This is a genomic window from Akkermansiaceae bacterium (genome assembly GCA_024233115.1).
Lineage (GTDB): Bacteria > Verrucomicrobiota > Verrucomicrobiia > Verrucomicrobiales > Akkermansiaceae > Oceaniferula.
This window is the reverse complement of the sequence record JACKQB010000005.1, coordinates 145,957-162,110: the sequence shown is the minus strand read 5'-3', so window position 1 is coordinate 162,110 and position 16,154 is coordinate 145,957. Positions and strand designations below refer to the sequence as shown.

Annotated in this window: 12 protein-coding genes; 1 reads left to right on the top strand and 11 read right to left on the bottom strand. The window is 55.7% G+C overall.

The genetic code is table 11. From position 1 onward, the window contains the following. Nucleotides 1-137 precede the first annotated feature (137 nt). The 4 genes from H7A51_14530 to H7A51_14515 form a co-directional block, all read right to left on the bottom strand. On the bottom strand, nt 138-1,037 hold the full coding sequence (locus H7A51_14530) for a PEP-CTERM sorting domain-containing protein (GenBank protein ID MCP5537435.1): 900 nt from the start codon (nt 1,035-1,037) through the stop codon (nt 138-140). Between the two features lie 199 nt (nt 1,038-1,236). Continuing rightward, nucleotides 1,237-1,902: a response regulator transcription factor gene (locus H7A51_14525; GenBank protein ID MCP5537434.1), complete on the bottom strand. Its 666-nt coding sequence runs from the start codon at nt 1,900-1,902 to the stop codon at nt 1,237-1,239. Continuing rightward, on the bottom strand, nt 1,899-3,920 hold the full coding sequence (locus H7A51_14520; GenBank protein MCP5537433.1) for a hypothetical protein: 2,022 nt from the start codon (nt 3,918-3,920) through the stop codon (nt 1,899-1,901). The genes H7A51_14525 and H7A51_14520 overlap by 4 nt, the downstream gene beginning before the upstream one ends. A 632-nt stretch (nt 3,921-4,552) precedes the next feature. Beyond that, nucleotides 4,553-4,792 (bottom strand): YecH family protein, encoded by a 240-nt coding sequence (locus tag H7A51_14515; GenBank protein ID MCP5537432.1) that lies wholly within the window; start codon nt 4,790-4,792, stop codon nt 4,553-4,555. Between the two features lie 139 nt (nt 4,793-4,931). Here H7A51_14515 and H7A51_14510 point away from each other — a divergent pair, with 139 nt between their 5' ends. Further along, on the top strand, nt 4,932-5,777 hold the full coding sequence (locus H7A51_14510) for a GntR family transcriptional regulator (protein MCP5537431.1): 846 nt from the start codon (nt 4,932-4,934) through the stop codon (nt 5,775-5,777). Between the two features lie 62 nt (nt 5,778-5,839). Here the strand turns inward: H7A51_14510 and H7A51_14505 are convergent, their stop codons facing one another. From H7A51_14505 to H7A51_14475, 7 genes are all read right to left on the bottom strand, one after another. Further along, nucleotides 5,840-6,739 (bottom strand): DMT family transporter, encoded by a 900-nt coding sequence (locus tag H7A51_14505; protein ID MCP5537430.1) that lies wholly within the window; start codon nt 6,737-6,739, stop codon nt 5,840-5,842. A 19-nt stretch (nt 6,740-6,758) separates the two neighbouring features. Then, nucleotides 6,759-7,502: a spermidine synthase gene (locus H7A51_14500; GenBank protein ID MCP5537429.1), complete on the bottom strand. Its 744-nt coding sequence runs from the start codon at nt 7,500-7,502 to the stop codon at nt 6,759-6,761. Between the two features lie 161 nt (nt 7,503-7,663). Beyond that, nucleotides 7,664-8,305 (bottom strand): PEP-CTERM sorting domain-containing protein, encoded by a 642-nt coding sequence (locus H7A51_14495; GenBank protein ID MCP5537428.1) that lies wholly within the window; start codon nt 8,303-8,305, stop codon nt 7,664-7,666. A gap of 205 nt (nt 8,306-8,510) precedes the next feature. Continuing rightward, on the bottom strand, nt 8,511-10,766 hold the full coding sequence (locus tag H7A51_14490) for a sodium:solute symporter family protein (protein ID MCP5537427.1): 2,256 nt from the start codon (nt 10,764-10,766) through the stop codon (nt 8,511-8,513). A gap of 23 nt (nt 10,767-10,789) precedes the next feature. Next, a complete protein-coding gene (locus H7A51_14485) occupies nt 10,790-12,526 on the bottom strand; it encodes a hypothetical protein (GenBank protein ID MCP5537426.1) in 1,737 nt (578 codons plus the stop codon). 5 nt (nt 12,527-12,531) lie between these two features. Continuing rightward, nucleotides 12,532-14,874 carry a discoidin domain-containing protein gene (locus tag H7A51_14480; protein ID MCP5537425.1) on the bottom strand — a complete coding sequence of 781 codons (2,343 nt, stop codon included), beginning with the start codon at nt 14,872-14,874 and terminating at the stop codon, nt 12,532-12,534. A gap of 150 nt (nt 14,875-15,024) precedes the next feature. Beyond that, a complete protein-coding gene (locus H7A51_14475; protein MCP5537424.1) occupies nt 15,025-16,101 on the bottom strand; it encodes a glycoside hydrolase family 88 protein in 1,077 nt (358 codons plus the stop codon). Nucleotides 16,102-16,154: the final 53 nt, after the last annotated feature.

Genomic DNA, 16,154 nt, shown 5'->3' with positions numbered 1-16,154 from the left:
TTGCCTCAGGTCATTGACAGAGGCAACCGTCCGACTCTTAGCAACCAAGAAAAATTTTTTTGGGGGAGGAGGTGGTCAAGAGCACCCCTACAGGGAAATAGGGGAGCTTGTTTTATAATTATTTCTATTGTCTCCGACTACTTGCGACGTCGCAAGATCAGGGCGAGCCCGGCAAGGCCGAGAAGGGCTGATGAGGATGGCTCGGGAACGATGTCCATGGCTTCGTTCAATGTGGTGGCGACGCGGATTTCGTCGAGTGTGTAGTCGGTATGTCCGCCGCCAAAGTCATGGAGCAGTATGCGGAGCTCCTCGCTGCCATCAAGGGTCGGAGCCGCCCCCGCCAGTGTAAGGACCGAGGTGGAGGTAAGGCTGTTGGCATCAAGTTCGGCGGTGGTGACGTTACCATCTGCTGCGATGGTGTCGTAGTCGCCCGAGTCGATCAGCCAGAGCTGGGCTGTGCCGCCCGATCCCGTGCCGAGACCTGTGTATTTCTGCACATACATGTAAGTGGTGGCAGTGACGGGGTTGTCGACTGCCGTGGCTAACTGGTCAGCATAGTAAAGATGGGGGCGATCCGGGCTAGCGCCACGATCTGCATTGAAATACTCAGTGCGGGTAGCACCGAATTCTTTGATGCTGCCATTGATATAGACTCCACCGTTCAATCTGAATCCGCTGGGACCCTGCATCAGGAAGGTGATGTAGAGCTCGCCGGAGCTGGCGGAAACATTCATGGCTCGCGATGCGTATGCAAGTTTATCGTAATTTACCGAACCGAATGAGTTGTTGTAATGAAACTTGTTTCCTGTGGTGGCAAGGGTTCCAAAGCTCGATGAACCGGCTGTGATCTCAGTGGTGCCCAGGGCGTTCTCAGCCCAAGAGGAGCTGCCGTCGAATCCAGATTCGCTGCCGCCTTTACCGGCGATGGTTTCAGTCGCGGTGTAGTCAAATGGCTCATACAACAGCACTGCTGCTTGAGTTGGTAGAGTTAAAAGACCCAGAGAGAGCGGGATGAGATGATTGCGTATTTTTTTCATGTTGTTTTTAGTGGTTTTATTTGTTAGATACGAGCCTCAAGGTTCTTAGAGCTGCCCTCCGGTGGATTTTGTGTTGTGATATAGCTAACTCGGGCGGCTCCCGGAAGCGGAAGTGCCCACCATACTGTCCGGGATTCGTGATGTTGCCTATCCCCCGTACGGGGGATATTTCCCGAGTGGACAAGAGACAAGGGGGGGGTCAGGGCTGAGCGTTGAGCAAGCCAAGTTCGTAGCCACGGGAAACGGCTTCGGCACGGACGGAGACGCCGAGCTTTTGAAAAATCGACTTGAGGTGGCTTTTAATGGTCTCCGCGCTGACTCCGAGAGCGAGGCCGAGCTCTTCATTTCCAAGACCTCTGCCGAGATGGCGCAGAACGTCTAACTCCCGGGGACTCAAGTTCACCTCAACGGATCCGGTGGCATCGGACTGGAAGAGAGTGCCGCCGACAGAGACCTTCTCAATGGCAGCAAGGATGGTATTCCGGTCCATTGATTTGGAAAGGTAACCGGAGGCACCGCGCTGCCGGGCGAGATGGACCTCAGCAGAGGTGGCACTGGATGAAAACATGAGCACCCGCATCTCAGGCCAGCGGCAGTGGATTTCATCGAGGACATGATAGCCGTCGTTTCCCGGCATACGCACATCGAGCAACACGACATCGGGCGCGAAACTGCCGCAAAGCTCCAGCGCTTCCAGCGCAGTGCCGGAGGTGGCGATCCTGCCGATGGCGGGAGCGGTGGCAAGCATCGCCTCCAAGCCCTCGCGGACCACCAGGTGATCGTCGATGATCAGCAGACGGATACCAGCTTCTGATCTTGCGTTTTCAGAATTGGCATTTTCGGAATTGGGTTTGGAGGAACTCATGGTGCACTTGTTTCGTTGGTGGGTTGAGGCTCTTCAACCGGTTTGGATTCTTCCGCTACACTACGCGGCATGCGAGTCCTGACGCGGACTCCGCCACCGGCAGCAGTCAGGATTTCCACGGAGCCGTCAAGCCAGCTCATGCGGTGACGCATGGATTCCAGGCCAAAATGACCGGTTTCGTGACCCGGCACTTGGAGCGGGTCAAAGCCGCTGCCGTTATCCTCAAGATTCATCTCGAATACCTCGTCATGGTAACCGAGGGTGATCTTAACATGGCGCGCGGCTCCGTGCTTCAGGGCATTGCCCACCGCCTCTTGCATGAGCAGTTGCAAGCTACCCTTGACATGGCGGGAGAGCGGATAGGGACGCCCGCCTTCCACGCGCACATCGACCAAATCTTCAGGCCAGTGATCCATCGCCGCTGCTGCATACTGCAAAAGTGCCGGAAACTCGGTGGGGCCCTCATCGACATACAGCATGCCTGTCAGGCAATCGCGCAAGCCATCCTGGGCACGCACAAGAGTGCTCCGGGCAGCAGTCAGCTGGGCATCGACGATGGGGGGTATTTCCGTGAGGTGGTTTACTGCGGCTTCCAATCGAAATGCCGCGCCCGCGATCAGCTGCTGAACTCCGTCGTGCATATCCGCTGCCAAGCGCTGGCGCTCGTGCAGGGCACCCCGGAACTCCAACTCCAGATCGCGATGCGCCAACATCACAGCCTCCAAGCGACGGGTACGCCTGCGCAGTTGCCGCTGCAAGGTAATACTCCATCCCATCACCGCGATCAGCACTACTCCGAGTGTGATAGCCGTCCAGCTGATCCGCTGGGGAGTCCACCATGAAGACGCGTCGAGCACCGTGATGTCACTGGCATCACGCAGCAACAAGTTAAGGCCGATTGGCAGGCTCAGTTCCTGCATCTGCCGAGAAGCGGTGTATTCGACTTCAGCCACGCCGACTACCTTGATCAGTGAGCCAACACGCAGTTCTCCGAAGTGGTCAAGGGAGGAGACGTCGAGATCAGCAGTGGTCAGTTGCTCTCCGTTACCCAGGGTCAGGTGAACCTTGCCTCGTTTGGTAAATTGTTGAACGCTCAAAAGTCGGCCGGTAAACTCGACGAGCAAGCCGTCGAAATCATGTGGGTCTGAGGGGCGCCCCTGCAGCACAGGTTCAAAAGCTTGTCTGATCTCAGTGAGCGAAGTGGGCAGTGGCGAAATCGCTTCGTGAGTGCCCAGCTTGCGGACCACGGCACCGTGCAATCCAGCGACCGAGCTGGAGATATCCAGGAAACCGGAGACTTCGATCCGATCCCAGAGATGGAGCTCTTCTTTCGACGCCAATTCGACTTTGATCGCCCTGGTGCCCTGCTGGATGTAAAGAAATTCGCCAGGTTCGCAATAGGTCACCGTACCCTCGACCCGGCGACGGTGCAGTGTGCGGCCAGTGATTGAGAAACCATCAAGATCGTCGAGAGCCACCTTGGGGACGGCGAACGCATCATCCGGAGCGGGTTTCAAGACGATCAAATCCTCAGAGTTGTCGATCTGGATGCTGGGCAGCAAGAATTCCGAACGACCGTTGACTGCGGTGCCGACGAGACCTCGAACGGTCACCCTGGCATCGATCAAGCGGCGGGCATCCATGTCTCTGCGCCTGATGCGGGCCATGAAATGGCCGGCGTGGCTGTTGATGCGCATGAGCCAGCTATCACTGGAGAAAGGGACGCATGACTGGACGACGCCGGTGGCAGCCACTCGTTCCGTGACTTCCGCGCCGGACAGCAGCCGCTCCACCGACACTGCTTTCGGAGCCGGCAGCCGGCTTTGTTTCAACACTCTGATAGAGATTGCCAAAATGGTCGGTTTGAACGACCCCTGCTCAAGAATTCCCTCCATCTCGATTTCGGCTCCTGGAGTCAGGGTGGCGATCACCTTGCTATCGCCCTGCCACTCGACCTCCTTGGAGCTGGGGTTCGCCCGGACGAAAATACCAGCCGAGCCATCATGAATGGTGAACACCGCGTGTGTTCGCCGGGCATTCCTTTTACTGTTGATCCAGGTGATCACTCCCTTGACCCGAAATGGCGACAAGGCCTTGATTTTCGACTTCGGCACCACGCATAAATCCCTGATCTTTGTGAACCCATCGCTTTCCGGTGACTTAGCCAAGCCATCCACCAAACCCACCATCTGAAGCAGGAATCCCAGTATACACAAAGGAACACGGCAATAACGCGACCTCAAAAACAGGTTTCCTGACATGGAATGGGGCAAGGAGCAATGGGGTGTGAAAGTTATACCGGGTAGCCGAGGTGCATTTTTCGAGCCAGTTCGCCGACATATCTATGGGACGAGTTCTTTAACCCCTACTCCAGTAGACGTAATTTACTTTCACGGAAACGCACTCGTCAAAGCCTATCAAGGGAGAAGTCGGCGAGCAAGCGAAGAAAATGCGGATTGAATTCCCGCCCGCGCTAACTTCAATGATGAGTTCAGGCAACGCCTCTCATTGCCCTGAAGTTCATGCACCAGACATCCCACCGATGTTTTCCAGGGTACGTGTAAATCGTACCGGCATGTCCCACACGCCAGCGCAAATTGGTAACCCTAACATGGAGCTACCCAATCCCGGGTAAACCCAAGTGCCGCCCCTAGTGGCTGCACTTCATACTCTCGTCCGTGTAAAAACCCTCCTCCGTGGGGATGAACTTACCACGGTTTTCAAGGAAGGTCACCGCCTCGGCCGGAGTCATGCCGTTTTCGGAACAACTGCAAAAAGTAGTGGTGATGCCAAACTGGTTGATGATCGCCTTCTTCAGGCTCTCGCGGGTGTAAACCTCACCTGTTTCCATCATCATCTGCATGATATCGTGAACGTGTGCTTCATTCATATACGGGGACTATACACCCATTTCCCATATTGACTACTTTTTTTTCTTTATTTCTTTCATTCTGCCTGCGCCCGACGGTTTCTTCGGCCTTTTGGTATTTGGAGTTTGGAGTTTGCAACTTAAAACCTATGGTCAGCCCATGGCAAACATCGGCGAGCAAGCACAACTGACTGTCCTGAGGGACAGCCCTCCTGGATTTTTTCTCGATTCCGAAGGTGAGCTCGGTGAAATCTTACTCCCGCGCAATGAAACCATCGGTAACTGCAAGCCGGGGGATACGGTGGATGTCTTTATCTACTGCGACTCCGAAGACCGTCCGATCGCCACGATGAGACAACCCAAGGTGATACCCGGGAATTTTGCGGCGTTGGAATGCATCGCCGTCACAGGCGTCGGATCGTTTATGGACTGGGGACTGCTCAAGGATCTCTTCGTCCCGTTCCGTGAGCAAACCAGCCCGCTTGACGTGGGTAAAACCTATGTAGTGTATGTGTATGTCGACCCTAACAGCGACCGCATCGTCGCCAGTCGGCGCATCAACCGCTATCTGAGTAAAGAGGCACCCGACTATGAAACCGGCCAGCAAGTCGACCTGATGATCTATGCCAAAACCGACCTTGGTTACAAAGCCATCATCAACGGTCGGCACAGTGGCGTGCTGTTTGCCAATGAAGTGTTCAAAAAACCGGCACCCGGCGAACAGCTGATAGGCTACATCGCCAAGCTGCGCCGAGATGGAAAGATAGACCTCTCCCTGCAACCACCCGGCCTCTCGGGGAAGGAAAAGGCCGATGATCTTGAAACCCGTATCATAGCGGAACTGGACCGCCGGGATGGTTACTGGGAGTTATCCGACTCCAGTCCGCCGGAGGATATTTACCAAGCCCTCGGGGTCAGCAAAAAAGCCTTTAAAAAGGCAACCGGCGCGCTGTTTAGAAAACGTGTGATCACCATCGGCAAAGACGGCATCAGGTCCGTCAAGTAGGACAGCTTTGCAAGCTGTCGGCAACCTTGGCACCTATCCTATCGACAGCTTGCAAAGCTGTCCTACCTTGCCCTCTGTAGCCCAATCAAGGCGGCAACAACGAGCGACCCGCCAATCCAGATCCCCGCACCCGGCGACTCCCCGGATACTAACAGCGACGACTCCACCACCGCACATACGGGCACCAGGAAGCGGTAACCTGCTAGAAGGTTTACCGGGAACAAACTTGTCAGGTGGTTCCACAAGCCAAAGCCAAGCGCAGAAACAAATGCCAGGTAGGCGGTGATCAACATTACCCGGGGACTAAAGAGCACCGCTAAATCTGACCAGGCCGACACCCCCGACAACATAAACATCACACCTCCTAACAATAAACCGTAACCTGTTGCCGCCCTGGCACCCATTGTCTTGAGGATTTTCTGAAGAACGATCAATCCCAGCGAGCCACTGAGTGTGCAGAGGCAAAAGAGGACAGCACCCAAAACCGGCTGACCACTACCCGCCCCGGGGCGATAGACTGCAATCACGACACCAATCACCCCGAGTCCGATAAAGCCCCACTGCCAACGTGATGGCCAGGGGGATTTTAACAACAACGGTGCCAGCAGTAGCCACCAGATACTTCCGGAGCCAACCAGCAGTCCACCTAACACCGCGCTCGATACCACCAGCGCGGTATAAAACATGATGTATTGGATATACGTTTGGGCACAGGCGAAACCAAGCAAACGCCACTTCGAGGTCTGTTTCAATTCCCTGAGAGGATGCCTGGCCAAAACAAGCAACACCGCCCCACCCAGCATAAACCGGACACCCGCCAGCACGAGACGGTTCGGCATGTCCGGCTCAATACCCAGCACTGCCCACTCGGCATAAATTGCCTTGATCGCCGGAAACGCACTCCCCCACAGCAGCGCACAGACGAGTACAGCGAGGGGAAGTATGCGGTAGGAGATTTTCACCGGTCGGCGGGTTGTTTGATTACCGATGGGCCCTTGCCACATAAACCGTGCTCTCCGAGTCACGGCCAAGGATCGGGTTTTCGAAAGGAACCACATGCGTCTCACAGCAGGCAAACACCTCGTTGAGGGCGTGGATAAACTTCTCCTCAGGCGGATCATCGGACCACAGCGCAAAAACCCCGCCAGGGTAAAGCTGCCGGCTCATGTGACGCAGGCCGTCCGCCCGGTAAAAACCCGCATGGCGTTCGTTGAGCAGGTGGTCCGGTGAGTGGTCGATATCGAGCAGGATGGCGTGGAATTTTTTCTCCGCGTCCACCGGATCAAATCCTACGCCACCCTCACTCACAGCTCGTTTAAAAAAGTCACCATGCTCGAAACGGCATCGCGGGTCGGCAACCAGCCCGGCGCCCAGTGGCACCAGCCCCTTTTCATGCCAGTCGATCACCGCTTGCAGGTAATCGACGACGATGAGTTCACCGACCGCCGGGTGCTCGAGTGCCACCTTCGCAGTGTAACCAAGCCCCAGACCACCGACCACGACATTGAGCGCGTCACATTCTGGAAATGCCTTCCCGGCAGCAGCCATGCCCAGGGTCGACAGGGCCTCTTCCACCACAGTGAACAGCGACGACATCAGGAAGTCCTGGCCGAGCATGATTTCGTAAACCTCGCGGCCACCGAGCGTTGCCATCGTCCGCCTGCGCAGGATCACTTCGCCGAGAGGAGTCTGCTGGTAGTCGATTTCTTCAAAACGAGGCTGCATGCCGCTATGTAGTCACGCGCATCGCCCGATGGGTAGACAATTCCCACAGCGGCCCTAAAAAGCAACCCCGCTCCGAAGCTGGCTCCGGTGCGGGGTTGGTTAAGAGTGGTTCTGATTCTACAGAAGATGATTGATTGCCTGCGATGATGGAGCTGTCCTCCTTAACCCTTGCGGCGGCGCAGGATGAGCGCCAGACCGCCAAGGCCGAGAAGGGCTGATGATGAAGGCTCGGGGACAGGAGTGGTCGCTACGGCGAAAAGGAGATCTCCAGTGGTGACGGAGAAGGATAGGTTCATAGCACCGCCAGTGTAAGAGCTGGTATTGCTGTTATAGAGCGGCGCCAGGGCATAACCCGCACCGGTGTCGCTCGTCGCAGCCATCGTGAAGTTGTTTGAGCCCGCGCTCACCGGGATATTCTCAGCGGAAAGATCCAACTTCATCCAGTAGACCGGAGTGCTTCCTCCATCGGTGCCGGAGGAGCCACTGAAGTTGTCACCATCGAGAATGATACCGGTTTCCACCAGGTTGCCGTTGACCGACAAATCAAATGTCAGGGTTTCGCCATTATCGAAGGCATTGTAGCCTAAATAGATAGTGTCAAGTGTGCCAGCGCCCGAAACTGTGAATGACTGGGTGAATGACTCGCTGGCATCCCAACCGAAGCGTGCGCTTGCTGCACCGTTGTAGCCGATGACGTTGCCCCCGAGCGTTGGCGCGGTCGATGCGTTGTCAGTGGCGATGATGGCGGCCTGAGCCCCGCCGACGGCGAGAGCTGACGTGATGAGTGTGAGTATTTGTTTCATTTTCCAGGTGTGGTATGTATTGTCAATGTGAAGGCAGATCCCCTCAGCCCGATGGGCTCGGAATCTACCCAAGGGGAAGACTGGCAGGTCGCAGCATTACCCACCATTTCAAAGTATTGTCTATTTGTCCCGCACATCGTGCAGCTCGATCGTCACCATGCTGTTTTTACGTCCCTGCGGATGGGGCCTGAGGCAAACATGATCATCACCCACCCAGGCCAAAACAGAATGTCAGTGCCCAGATGATGGCGATCACTGTCAAGATATTGAGGATGAAACCGACGGTGTCCTGTCGGTTCCACTTTGCCCACTGCCAGGACGACTCCGGCCCGAAGACCTTGGTGTGATCAAACCGGCCAGGACGGGCATGGGAGAGTTCGACTTCTTTTTCGTCCTCCTCGGGGGTTTGGGCCAGAGGGGTTAACATCCGCGCAGCCAGACGGTCGGCGGCTTGAATCTCCTCCTTGGAGCGGCGGGTTAGCAGGCTCACCCCCACCAGGATCAAAAACGGGAAAACCACCCGGATCGCGACGCGGATGGTTTCGTTTTCCGAGTAGGTATTTTTGGAAAGGTCAAATCCCAGAGCATCGACCGCGTACAAAAAGACGTTCAACATGCCCTGCCCCTGGTAGCGCACCTTGCCACCGACGTCTTTGAGCACTTCCCCGTTTTCATCCTTCATCACCACCAGCCCCTTGGTCCAGAAAATGGATTTTGCAGGCAGCACGGTGGTCTTCGACCATGGCTGGCCGAGCTCGACGGGAACCGGGGCAACGCGGCCGGCCCGCTCGGTCGGTGTCAGTGACCGGAACGATTCAATTTCCTGGTTACGGGCATCCACATCCTCCTGGGTCGCACGTTTGTAGTCGGAAGTGATGACCCTGGCCTCTGTCGTTTTCAGCATCTCCGGGTGGCTGCGCACACCTGGTGCGAGCGCCGGCAGCAGCATCGGGATCAAGAAATAGAGTAACAGGCAGGTGCCAATTTGAAAATACACGGCGCGCCGACTCGTCTTCTTCCACAGGATACCCAACCACATGGCGGCGGCAAAGAGCCCGCCAAACTCCCACCAAAGTTTCAGCATCCCTAACACACTGTCATTGAGGAGGGAAAAAAACGCGGCGCCAATCAGCACCAGCACACCGAAAACCCGACCGGCATTGACGTAATGCTTGCTCGATCTGGCAGGAAACAAGGGTCTGTAAATATTGTGGGTAAAGAGGCTCGAGGCGGTGATCATAAACATATCCGCCGTCGACATCAGTGCGGCCATCAGTGCCGCGATCATCAGACCGACCAGGCCCATGCCCACAGGAGCCAGAAGCTTCAGCGATGCGTAGCCCCAGAGCAAATCGGGATCGGTGATATCACTGGCAAACAAGAGAACGGCGAACAGGGAGGTGACGCCCCAGAGCACCGTGGTTCCACGTTTCAGGTAAATCCCAAAGGTCATGCCGAAACGGGCGGAGTATTCATCTTTCGACGAACTGGGTGTCACAAAGGTATTGGCCTGCGCCCCCGAGTTGATCAATCCCATCACCGCGATGGCCGCGATGTAATACCAGGTGAAATCCGCCGCTGCGGGAGAGCCGAAAATCTCGAAAAACGACTCGGATTTTTGTACGTGCAGGGTCCTGAATGCATCCATCACGCCCGAACCACCAAAGCGGTCATTCACCATATTCACAGCAAACGGAATGAGCATCACTGATAGGATCAGGATGAATACCCCCTGGATCATGTCACTGATAAACGCCGCCTCCAAGCCTCCGGTGACGGCGTAGAGACAGACGACAATAACGATCGACCAGATCAGTAGCGATGAATTGATGTAGGAAAACTGCAACCTTGGTTTTTCAATTTGCAACTGCCTCAACTCATCCACCTCCACCGGTGTCAGCGAATGGTAGTCGCGGCTTTGCAGGTCGTTCATCCGCACGGCCTGGGCGTATTCCACTTTTTCGGAGGATGTTAGATCCGCCTGATCCTTCGGTGTCATCGCCTGCACCGTTTTGTTCATCATGATGAATGCCAACGATAACAGAACGCAGAGCCCCACGCCCATGAGCAGGGCATAAATACCGCCGATCACCTTGGAGTTGAAACGCTCGGCATAATAATCACCCAGCGTCACCGTCCGCATGCGCCGGTACCACACCGAGGTAAACCAGAAGAAGGGGGTGGCAAACAACATCATCAACGCCGACCACACACCGGCGCCACCATTGTTATAGGTGGTGGTCGCCACAGTCGGCCCCGTATCCGATGACGTTGCCTGGCCAAAGTTGGCAAACACCTGGATCAGCCTGCCAAACCGGCGACCACCGAGAAAGAAATCCTCCTGGCTCTTGATCCGTCGCATGGACCAGATCCCAATGCCAATCATCGCGACGAAATAAGCGATAATAACAATGAGATCGAGAGGGGAAAGACCTAGAACGGCTATGTATGAATATGGCATTGATTGATCGTGCGGATTGATGGCTAGGAACGGTGGCCAAGGGATGGCCGATCGACTCGTTGAGGGATGAGTTTCGCATACCGCGACACCGAAGTGCCCATACCGTCGGCTGGGATCATGCCCTTGTCGGCTACGTAGTGGCAGTAGGTATCCTGGTAAAGTGTCGAGCATTCAGGCCTCTGTGAAAGCTTGTTCCAGTTTTCCCAACCACGCTGGTAGCTTTCAATCGCTTGACGCATACCCGATACATCAAACTCCCCGGAGCGCACACCCTGCTCGCCTAACAATATCACCGTCCACCCTGCGTATACAATCTCCTGATAGATCCGACCGTATGAGCAGGATGTCCGGATGAATGCCAGGCGCTGCGCGTCCGCATGCTCAAGTGTCATCGACAGAGTTTCGATCTGTTTCCAAATTGCCACTGCCTCGGCCATTTCCGCCAATGTTGCCTGCACCTGGTTTCCTGCCAGCACAGACTCCACCGCACGCGTCATAAATGGCGACCCCGCCTCAAAACCACCGAAATACTCATCGCGGGTCCAGAGCGTATCGATGTCACCACGAGTCCCAGTGACACCTCTAACAATTGCTTTGGCAGAGAGATCCAGGATCTCTTTCATTTTCGGCCGGTCCCGATCAGAAAACTTGAGGTCGCGCAGCACCCGGTCGACGATATCATCTGTCGGCAGCTCTGGATTCTGCGCCCACATGGTCAGGACGCGGGCGTTGATATCACACCACAACTCATCCTTGATGTAGGGACCTTGCCAGCCACCGCCCCGCGACCAGGTCAATATGCCTGCCGTCTGGGGAAGACCGACGAGCTCCCTGACACTGCGTATTTCCCCGGCTGGCATGAGGTTATCATATTCTTCAAACCCATCGATCACTCCAGCGGCGATGAAGTTGGGAAACGCCCCTTTGCCTTCGTATTCACGCTGGCACTGGATTTCTATCAGCTGCTGGTGTTTGCCTGTTCCCAATGGAGGGCTGAACCGGTGGGTCCGATGGAAATCACCAATACAGTGTTTGATGACGAAGTAGAGATTGGGGTGGGGTTTCACCTGGTTGGTCGCCTCCAAATACGGCTCCGCGAGCTCGTCGATGCCGCTCATCCAGGTGCGGTAGACCAGTGTTTTTCCAAGTTTCTCACAAATTTCCTCGCGCATCAATGTGAGCAGATCGACATGGCTTTCCGGACCATGGACGATCGGGTCCCCGCCTGTGTGGTGCGGCAGGTTGTGCAGGTAGGTCTCCCCCACCCTGACGACCAGGCCGTCCAACTCGGGAAAGGTGGCAAAGATTTCGCGGATCTGGGCCCTCAGCACCTCCTGGGTGAAGGTGCTTTTGATATTGGGCCTCACCTTGCCCTTGACATCGAAGGGGTCATCAATCTCCACATCCAGGGTGAGTTCATCCGCAAAACGCTCCAGCAGGCTCTTGGGAAGCACGACAAAATCCGTCCACGCAAAACAAGCCAGACCGGCCTTCTTGGTCCGCTGGAATTCCGTGCGGATACGATCGGCGTACGACGTGATCCAATCCCGGGTTTCCGGATCATCCTTCCAGAGATCGGGTAAGTAAGACTCCAGGCTAACAGCTGCCTGGACATGACGGTCAGAGACCTGGCCGGTGTATCCGAGTGCATCAAGATAGGCCGGATCAAGGTACTGGCTTTCGGCGCGCTCTTCACCCGGATTATGATGCACATAATCGAGTCTCAACCCGAGCTGACAGTGATGATTTGTTGCAGGCATGATTTCTAATTTTTCTTGGTGGCCGGGTAGCCAAACGCGTTAAACTCGGCCAGATTAAAGGCACCCATTGTGTTTCCGGCCTTCACACGCAGATAACGATACCCCTCCACAGGATCGAGGTATCGCTCCCATAAGTTGGAAGGGTGTCTCTGCACGCCGTGATACCAATGCAGCTCATTGACCTCGGCGAGCACTGTGTAGGTTTTGAAATCGCGATCGTTGGAGCCCTGGATCTCAAAGTCCTTGCGGGCGTGGATCTGGAACATGTCCTGGCGCGGCAGAATCTCCAGTCGCTGGATCATGAATGGCTCACCCAGGTCAACGGACAACCAGCCCTCGCCGTCGCCACCGATCCTTGTGTGCCAGAAGCTGTCCCAGTTGCGGTCAACCGCAGCCTCCGGCCCATGCTGCGCATCGAGCGAGGATGATGATCTAACAGGCCGACCTTCAGTGAGGCTCTTGTGTCCGTATATCGTGTCGAGCAGGTGACGGTAGGGCGGCTGCAGCCCGGCATTCTCCATGACGGCGACGGCCGCCTCGGGCCACTTGTCGTCTTTCACCTGCACGTAGTTGATGAGCTTGGCGCGGCCAGCGGTGGTCTTGCCGACCAGGTTCCCCTTTTCGGCCCAGGTGTTCTCATAGACAACCCCCTTGGAGCCACCGTGCCAGTTCCAGCAGACCGGCTTAGGGTGGATGCTGTATCGACTGACATTGTTGAGCCAGTGGATGGTATGCGACCAGTTGTCGCTGTAAAACTCCCAGCCGTGCCCCTTGGTGCTGTGGTAGAGCGAGTAGTTTCCCTCGACCACGCTGCCGGGGTAGACGCCGTGAAGGTAGAGGTGACCACCGTCGTCCATCCCATAGCGCCCCGCTGTCTGGGAGCGTGACACCTTGTTGAATTTGTATTCGATGGCGCCGATGTCCTTACGGACCGAGCCAGAGTCGCCGATGCGGGCGTGGATACCCGTGTACGAGGTGTCGGAGACATCGTTGTGGTGAAATTTACAGGCGTAGGCAGTGAACACATTCAGCCCCGTGGCCTGTTCATAATCGCGGCCGGTGTTGCGCACGATGTTGTTTCTTACCATGGTGTTGCGACAGATTGTCTCGGGTGGACAGTCCTTCTTGTTCAGATACCACCGCCCGACACTCACACCGGCGGCGGTGAGATCGTAAAACACGTTCCCCTCGATGAGGATGTCATTGCAGGCCTCGTAGGGCTGGATACCGACGGAGGCCATATGGGTAATCCGACTGTCACGGATGACAATGCGGTCGGCATGATCAATGATGATCTGGCCGGGAATCTCGCTCTTGTACATCTCATCGATCTCCGCCTGGGTCCGGCCGAGGAAACGTTTTTCCGGAGCCTTCCAGTTGCCGTATTGAAAACTCAGACCCTTGAACTCGATATCGTGCACCTTCGCGCCCTTCTTACCGCGGATGGTCAGTAAAAATTCAGTCGCCGGCACAAAACTAACAGCCTTAGCCATATCCTGCCGGGCTGTTGCCGGGTAGTAGTAGATTTTCTTTGTGCTCCGGTTCACATACCACTCCCCCGGCTCATCGAGTTCCTCCATGGCGTTGAGTATCATGTACTCAAACTTCGGGTTCCGCTTCACATCGCCCCAGGTCATCCAGATTCCAAAATCCGGCTGCTGCATCTTGACAATCATCTCACCCTCCTGGTCCGACGGAAGAATCGAGTCAACCGGCATATAGCCGACCTTGAACACCTTGGTGTATAGCACACGCATGTCCTTCACCTGCGCGTAGTCCTTCGCCTTGATATAAAACCCGTCATACGGCTCGGGTGTGGATGGATCGTCCCACCACTGCTTGCGGGTGTTCTGTAGATAGGTATGCGACCGCGCGCGTTGGGCACGGACACCATCCACATAGAGCTGGCGGAAGTATCCTGCGCGAGCCAATGCCTTGGTTGCGTCTGCCTCGTAGTAGGGTTTGCCGGGCACTTTTTTCCACCCCGTGATCGGCTCGCCGCCACAGAGCACGGGTGTTTCATTTTGATAATTCTGATAGACAACGCGGTGTCCGTTGGAGCCGGAATCCTGCTCGGTAAACTCGAGCGTTTTCGCAAGCGCATACCGGCCACCACGCAGATGCACCACCAGGTCCTCCTGCAAATGCTGATTCAGCTGATGCCTGCGGATGTGGTCACGGGCACCCTCGATGGTTCTGAATGCCTGCTGCACACTTTCCCCCGATTGCTTGTCGTCACCACGGGTGGGGTCTACAAATAAATCCACCGCCTGGGCGGCAGAGGTCGCTAGACACTGCCATAACAGGATACAACCTATGCTTCTCAGGAAAATAGTAAGTGCTTTCATGCGTTCGATCAGCCTCCGGCTCAGTTCGTGTTGGAACTATTCCAACCCACTTCTCGCTGAAATTCTAACTTTCCGCGATCTTATTCTATTGTCGATTTGTTTCACTCCAGCCATTTTATCACCCGAGTCCCGGATCGCACTCAAAATCCATCACGGCTCACCCTGGCCTCCATCATGGTTGTTTTGCGTGAGCATCAGCTCTGCCACCAACCAAAGCATGGGGGCCTGACCGTGGAGGTCACCGGTGATTTTTTTCCGTTTCATATAGTGATCGAGCGCATTTTCTTTGTTGGTCCCCTCACAAACGAGTTGAAGGTTCGCCTTGTCGTCCATCTGGCCAACGAGAGCTTTCCAAGCCTTGTTTACGGCGGGCTGATACTCGGCTTCATTGAGCCAGCCACGGCGGATTCCGCGTGCCATGGCAAAAGCAAACATCGCGCTGCCAGAAGTTTCCTCCCAAAACCCGGGTTTATCCAACACCTGCCTCCACAAGCCGCTTTCGGCCTGGCAATCGAGCAAGCTCTTCATCATCCGCTGATAACCGGTGAGCACGGTCTGGTAGTTCGGGTCCTCCGGCGGGATCACATCCAGGGCTTCGGCCATGCCTGCGGCCGTCCACCCGTTTCCTCTCCCCCAACGGATCGGGACATTGTCGGCATGAAAATAGAGACCATCCGCTTGCGCCAGCTTGACGATGTAGCTCGACATCAGACGCGCTGTGCGATCCGCATACCTGGCATTGTTCGTCACCCGGAACGCCTCCGCCTGAAGTATGGTGAGCATGTACATATCATCAATCCACCAGCGCCGGATCGGCGTTAGACCCTCTGCATTTGGCTTTGCCCAGGTTTTATCCGCAAACTCAACGAGTCCGGCCTGCAAGTAGGCCTTGTCGCCCGTATTTCTGTAGATGCGCAGAAGCAAGGCGCCACTCACAGAAATATCCACATGCTGGTGGCGCGGAAGGATTTGAGGATCATCTCCTGTTAGAAACGCGCGGTATCGGTTTTTGATCTTTTTCGTGAGCGAATCATCCTTGGTCAGCTGTGCATAATCCAGGGCTCCGAGGGCGGTGCAAGCCTCTGGATAGGCCAGCCCATGCCTACCCATGTACCAAAGATCCCTGGCGAGAAAATTATCAACCAGCTTTTTGCCGATGACCTGGGGTGATGGAGTCAACGGTTCACCGGCCGGGCTAATGCCCCCCATGGTCAATGTGGCAATCATGATCAGTGCGGAAGATTGAGTTTGGAAAAACAGATTCATATTCACAAGGCAGG

Coding starts and splice junctions, on each gene's coding strand:
- H7A51_14530 (MCP5537435.1), bottom strand. CDS start 1,037: ATGAAAAAAATACGCAATCATCTCATCCCGCTCTCTCTGGGTCTTTTA.
- H7A51_14485 (MCP5537426.1), bottom strand. CDS start 12,526: ATGCCTGCAACAAATCATCACTGTCAGCTCGGGTTGAGACTCGATTAT.
- H7A51_14480 (MCP5537425.1), bottom strand. CDS start 14,874: ATGAAAGCACTTACTATTTTCCTGAGAAGCATAGGTTGTATCCTGTTA.
- H7A51_14475 (MCP5537424.1), bottom strand. CDS start 16,101: ATGATTGCCACATTGACCATGGGGGGCATTAGCCCGGCCGGTGAACCG.
- H7A51_14510 (MCP5537431.1), top strand. CDS start 4,932: ATGGCAAACATCGGCGAGCAAGCACAACTGACTGTCCTGAGGGACAGC.
- H7A51_14490 (MCP5537427.1), bottom strand. CDS start 10,766: ATGCCATATTCATACATAGCCGTTCTAGGTCTTTCCCCTCTCGATCTC.
- H7A51_14515 (MCP5537432.1), bottom strand. CDS start 4,792: ATGAATGAAGCACACGTTCACGATATCATGCAGATGATGATGGAAACA.
- H7A51_14495 (MCP5537428.1), bottom strand. CDS start 8,305: ATGAAACAAATACTCACACTCATCACGTCAGCTCTCGCCGTCGGCGGG.
- H7A51_14500 (MCP5537429.1), bottom strand. CDS start 7,502: ATGCAGCCTCGTTTTGAAGAAATCGACTACCAGCAGACTCCTCTCGGC.
- H7A51_14525 (MCP5537434.1), bottom strand. CDS start 1,902: ATGAGTTCCTCCAAACCCAATTCCGAAAATGCCAATTCTGAAAACGCA.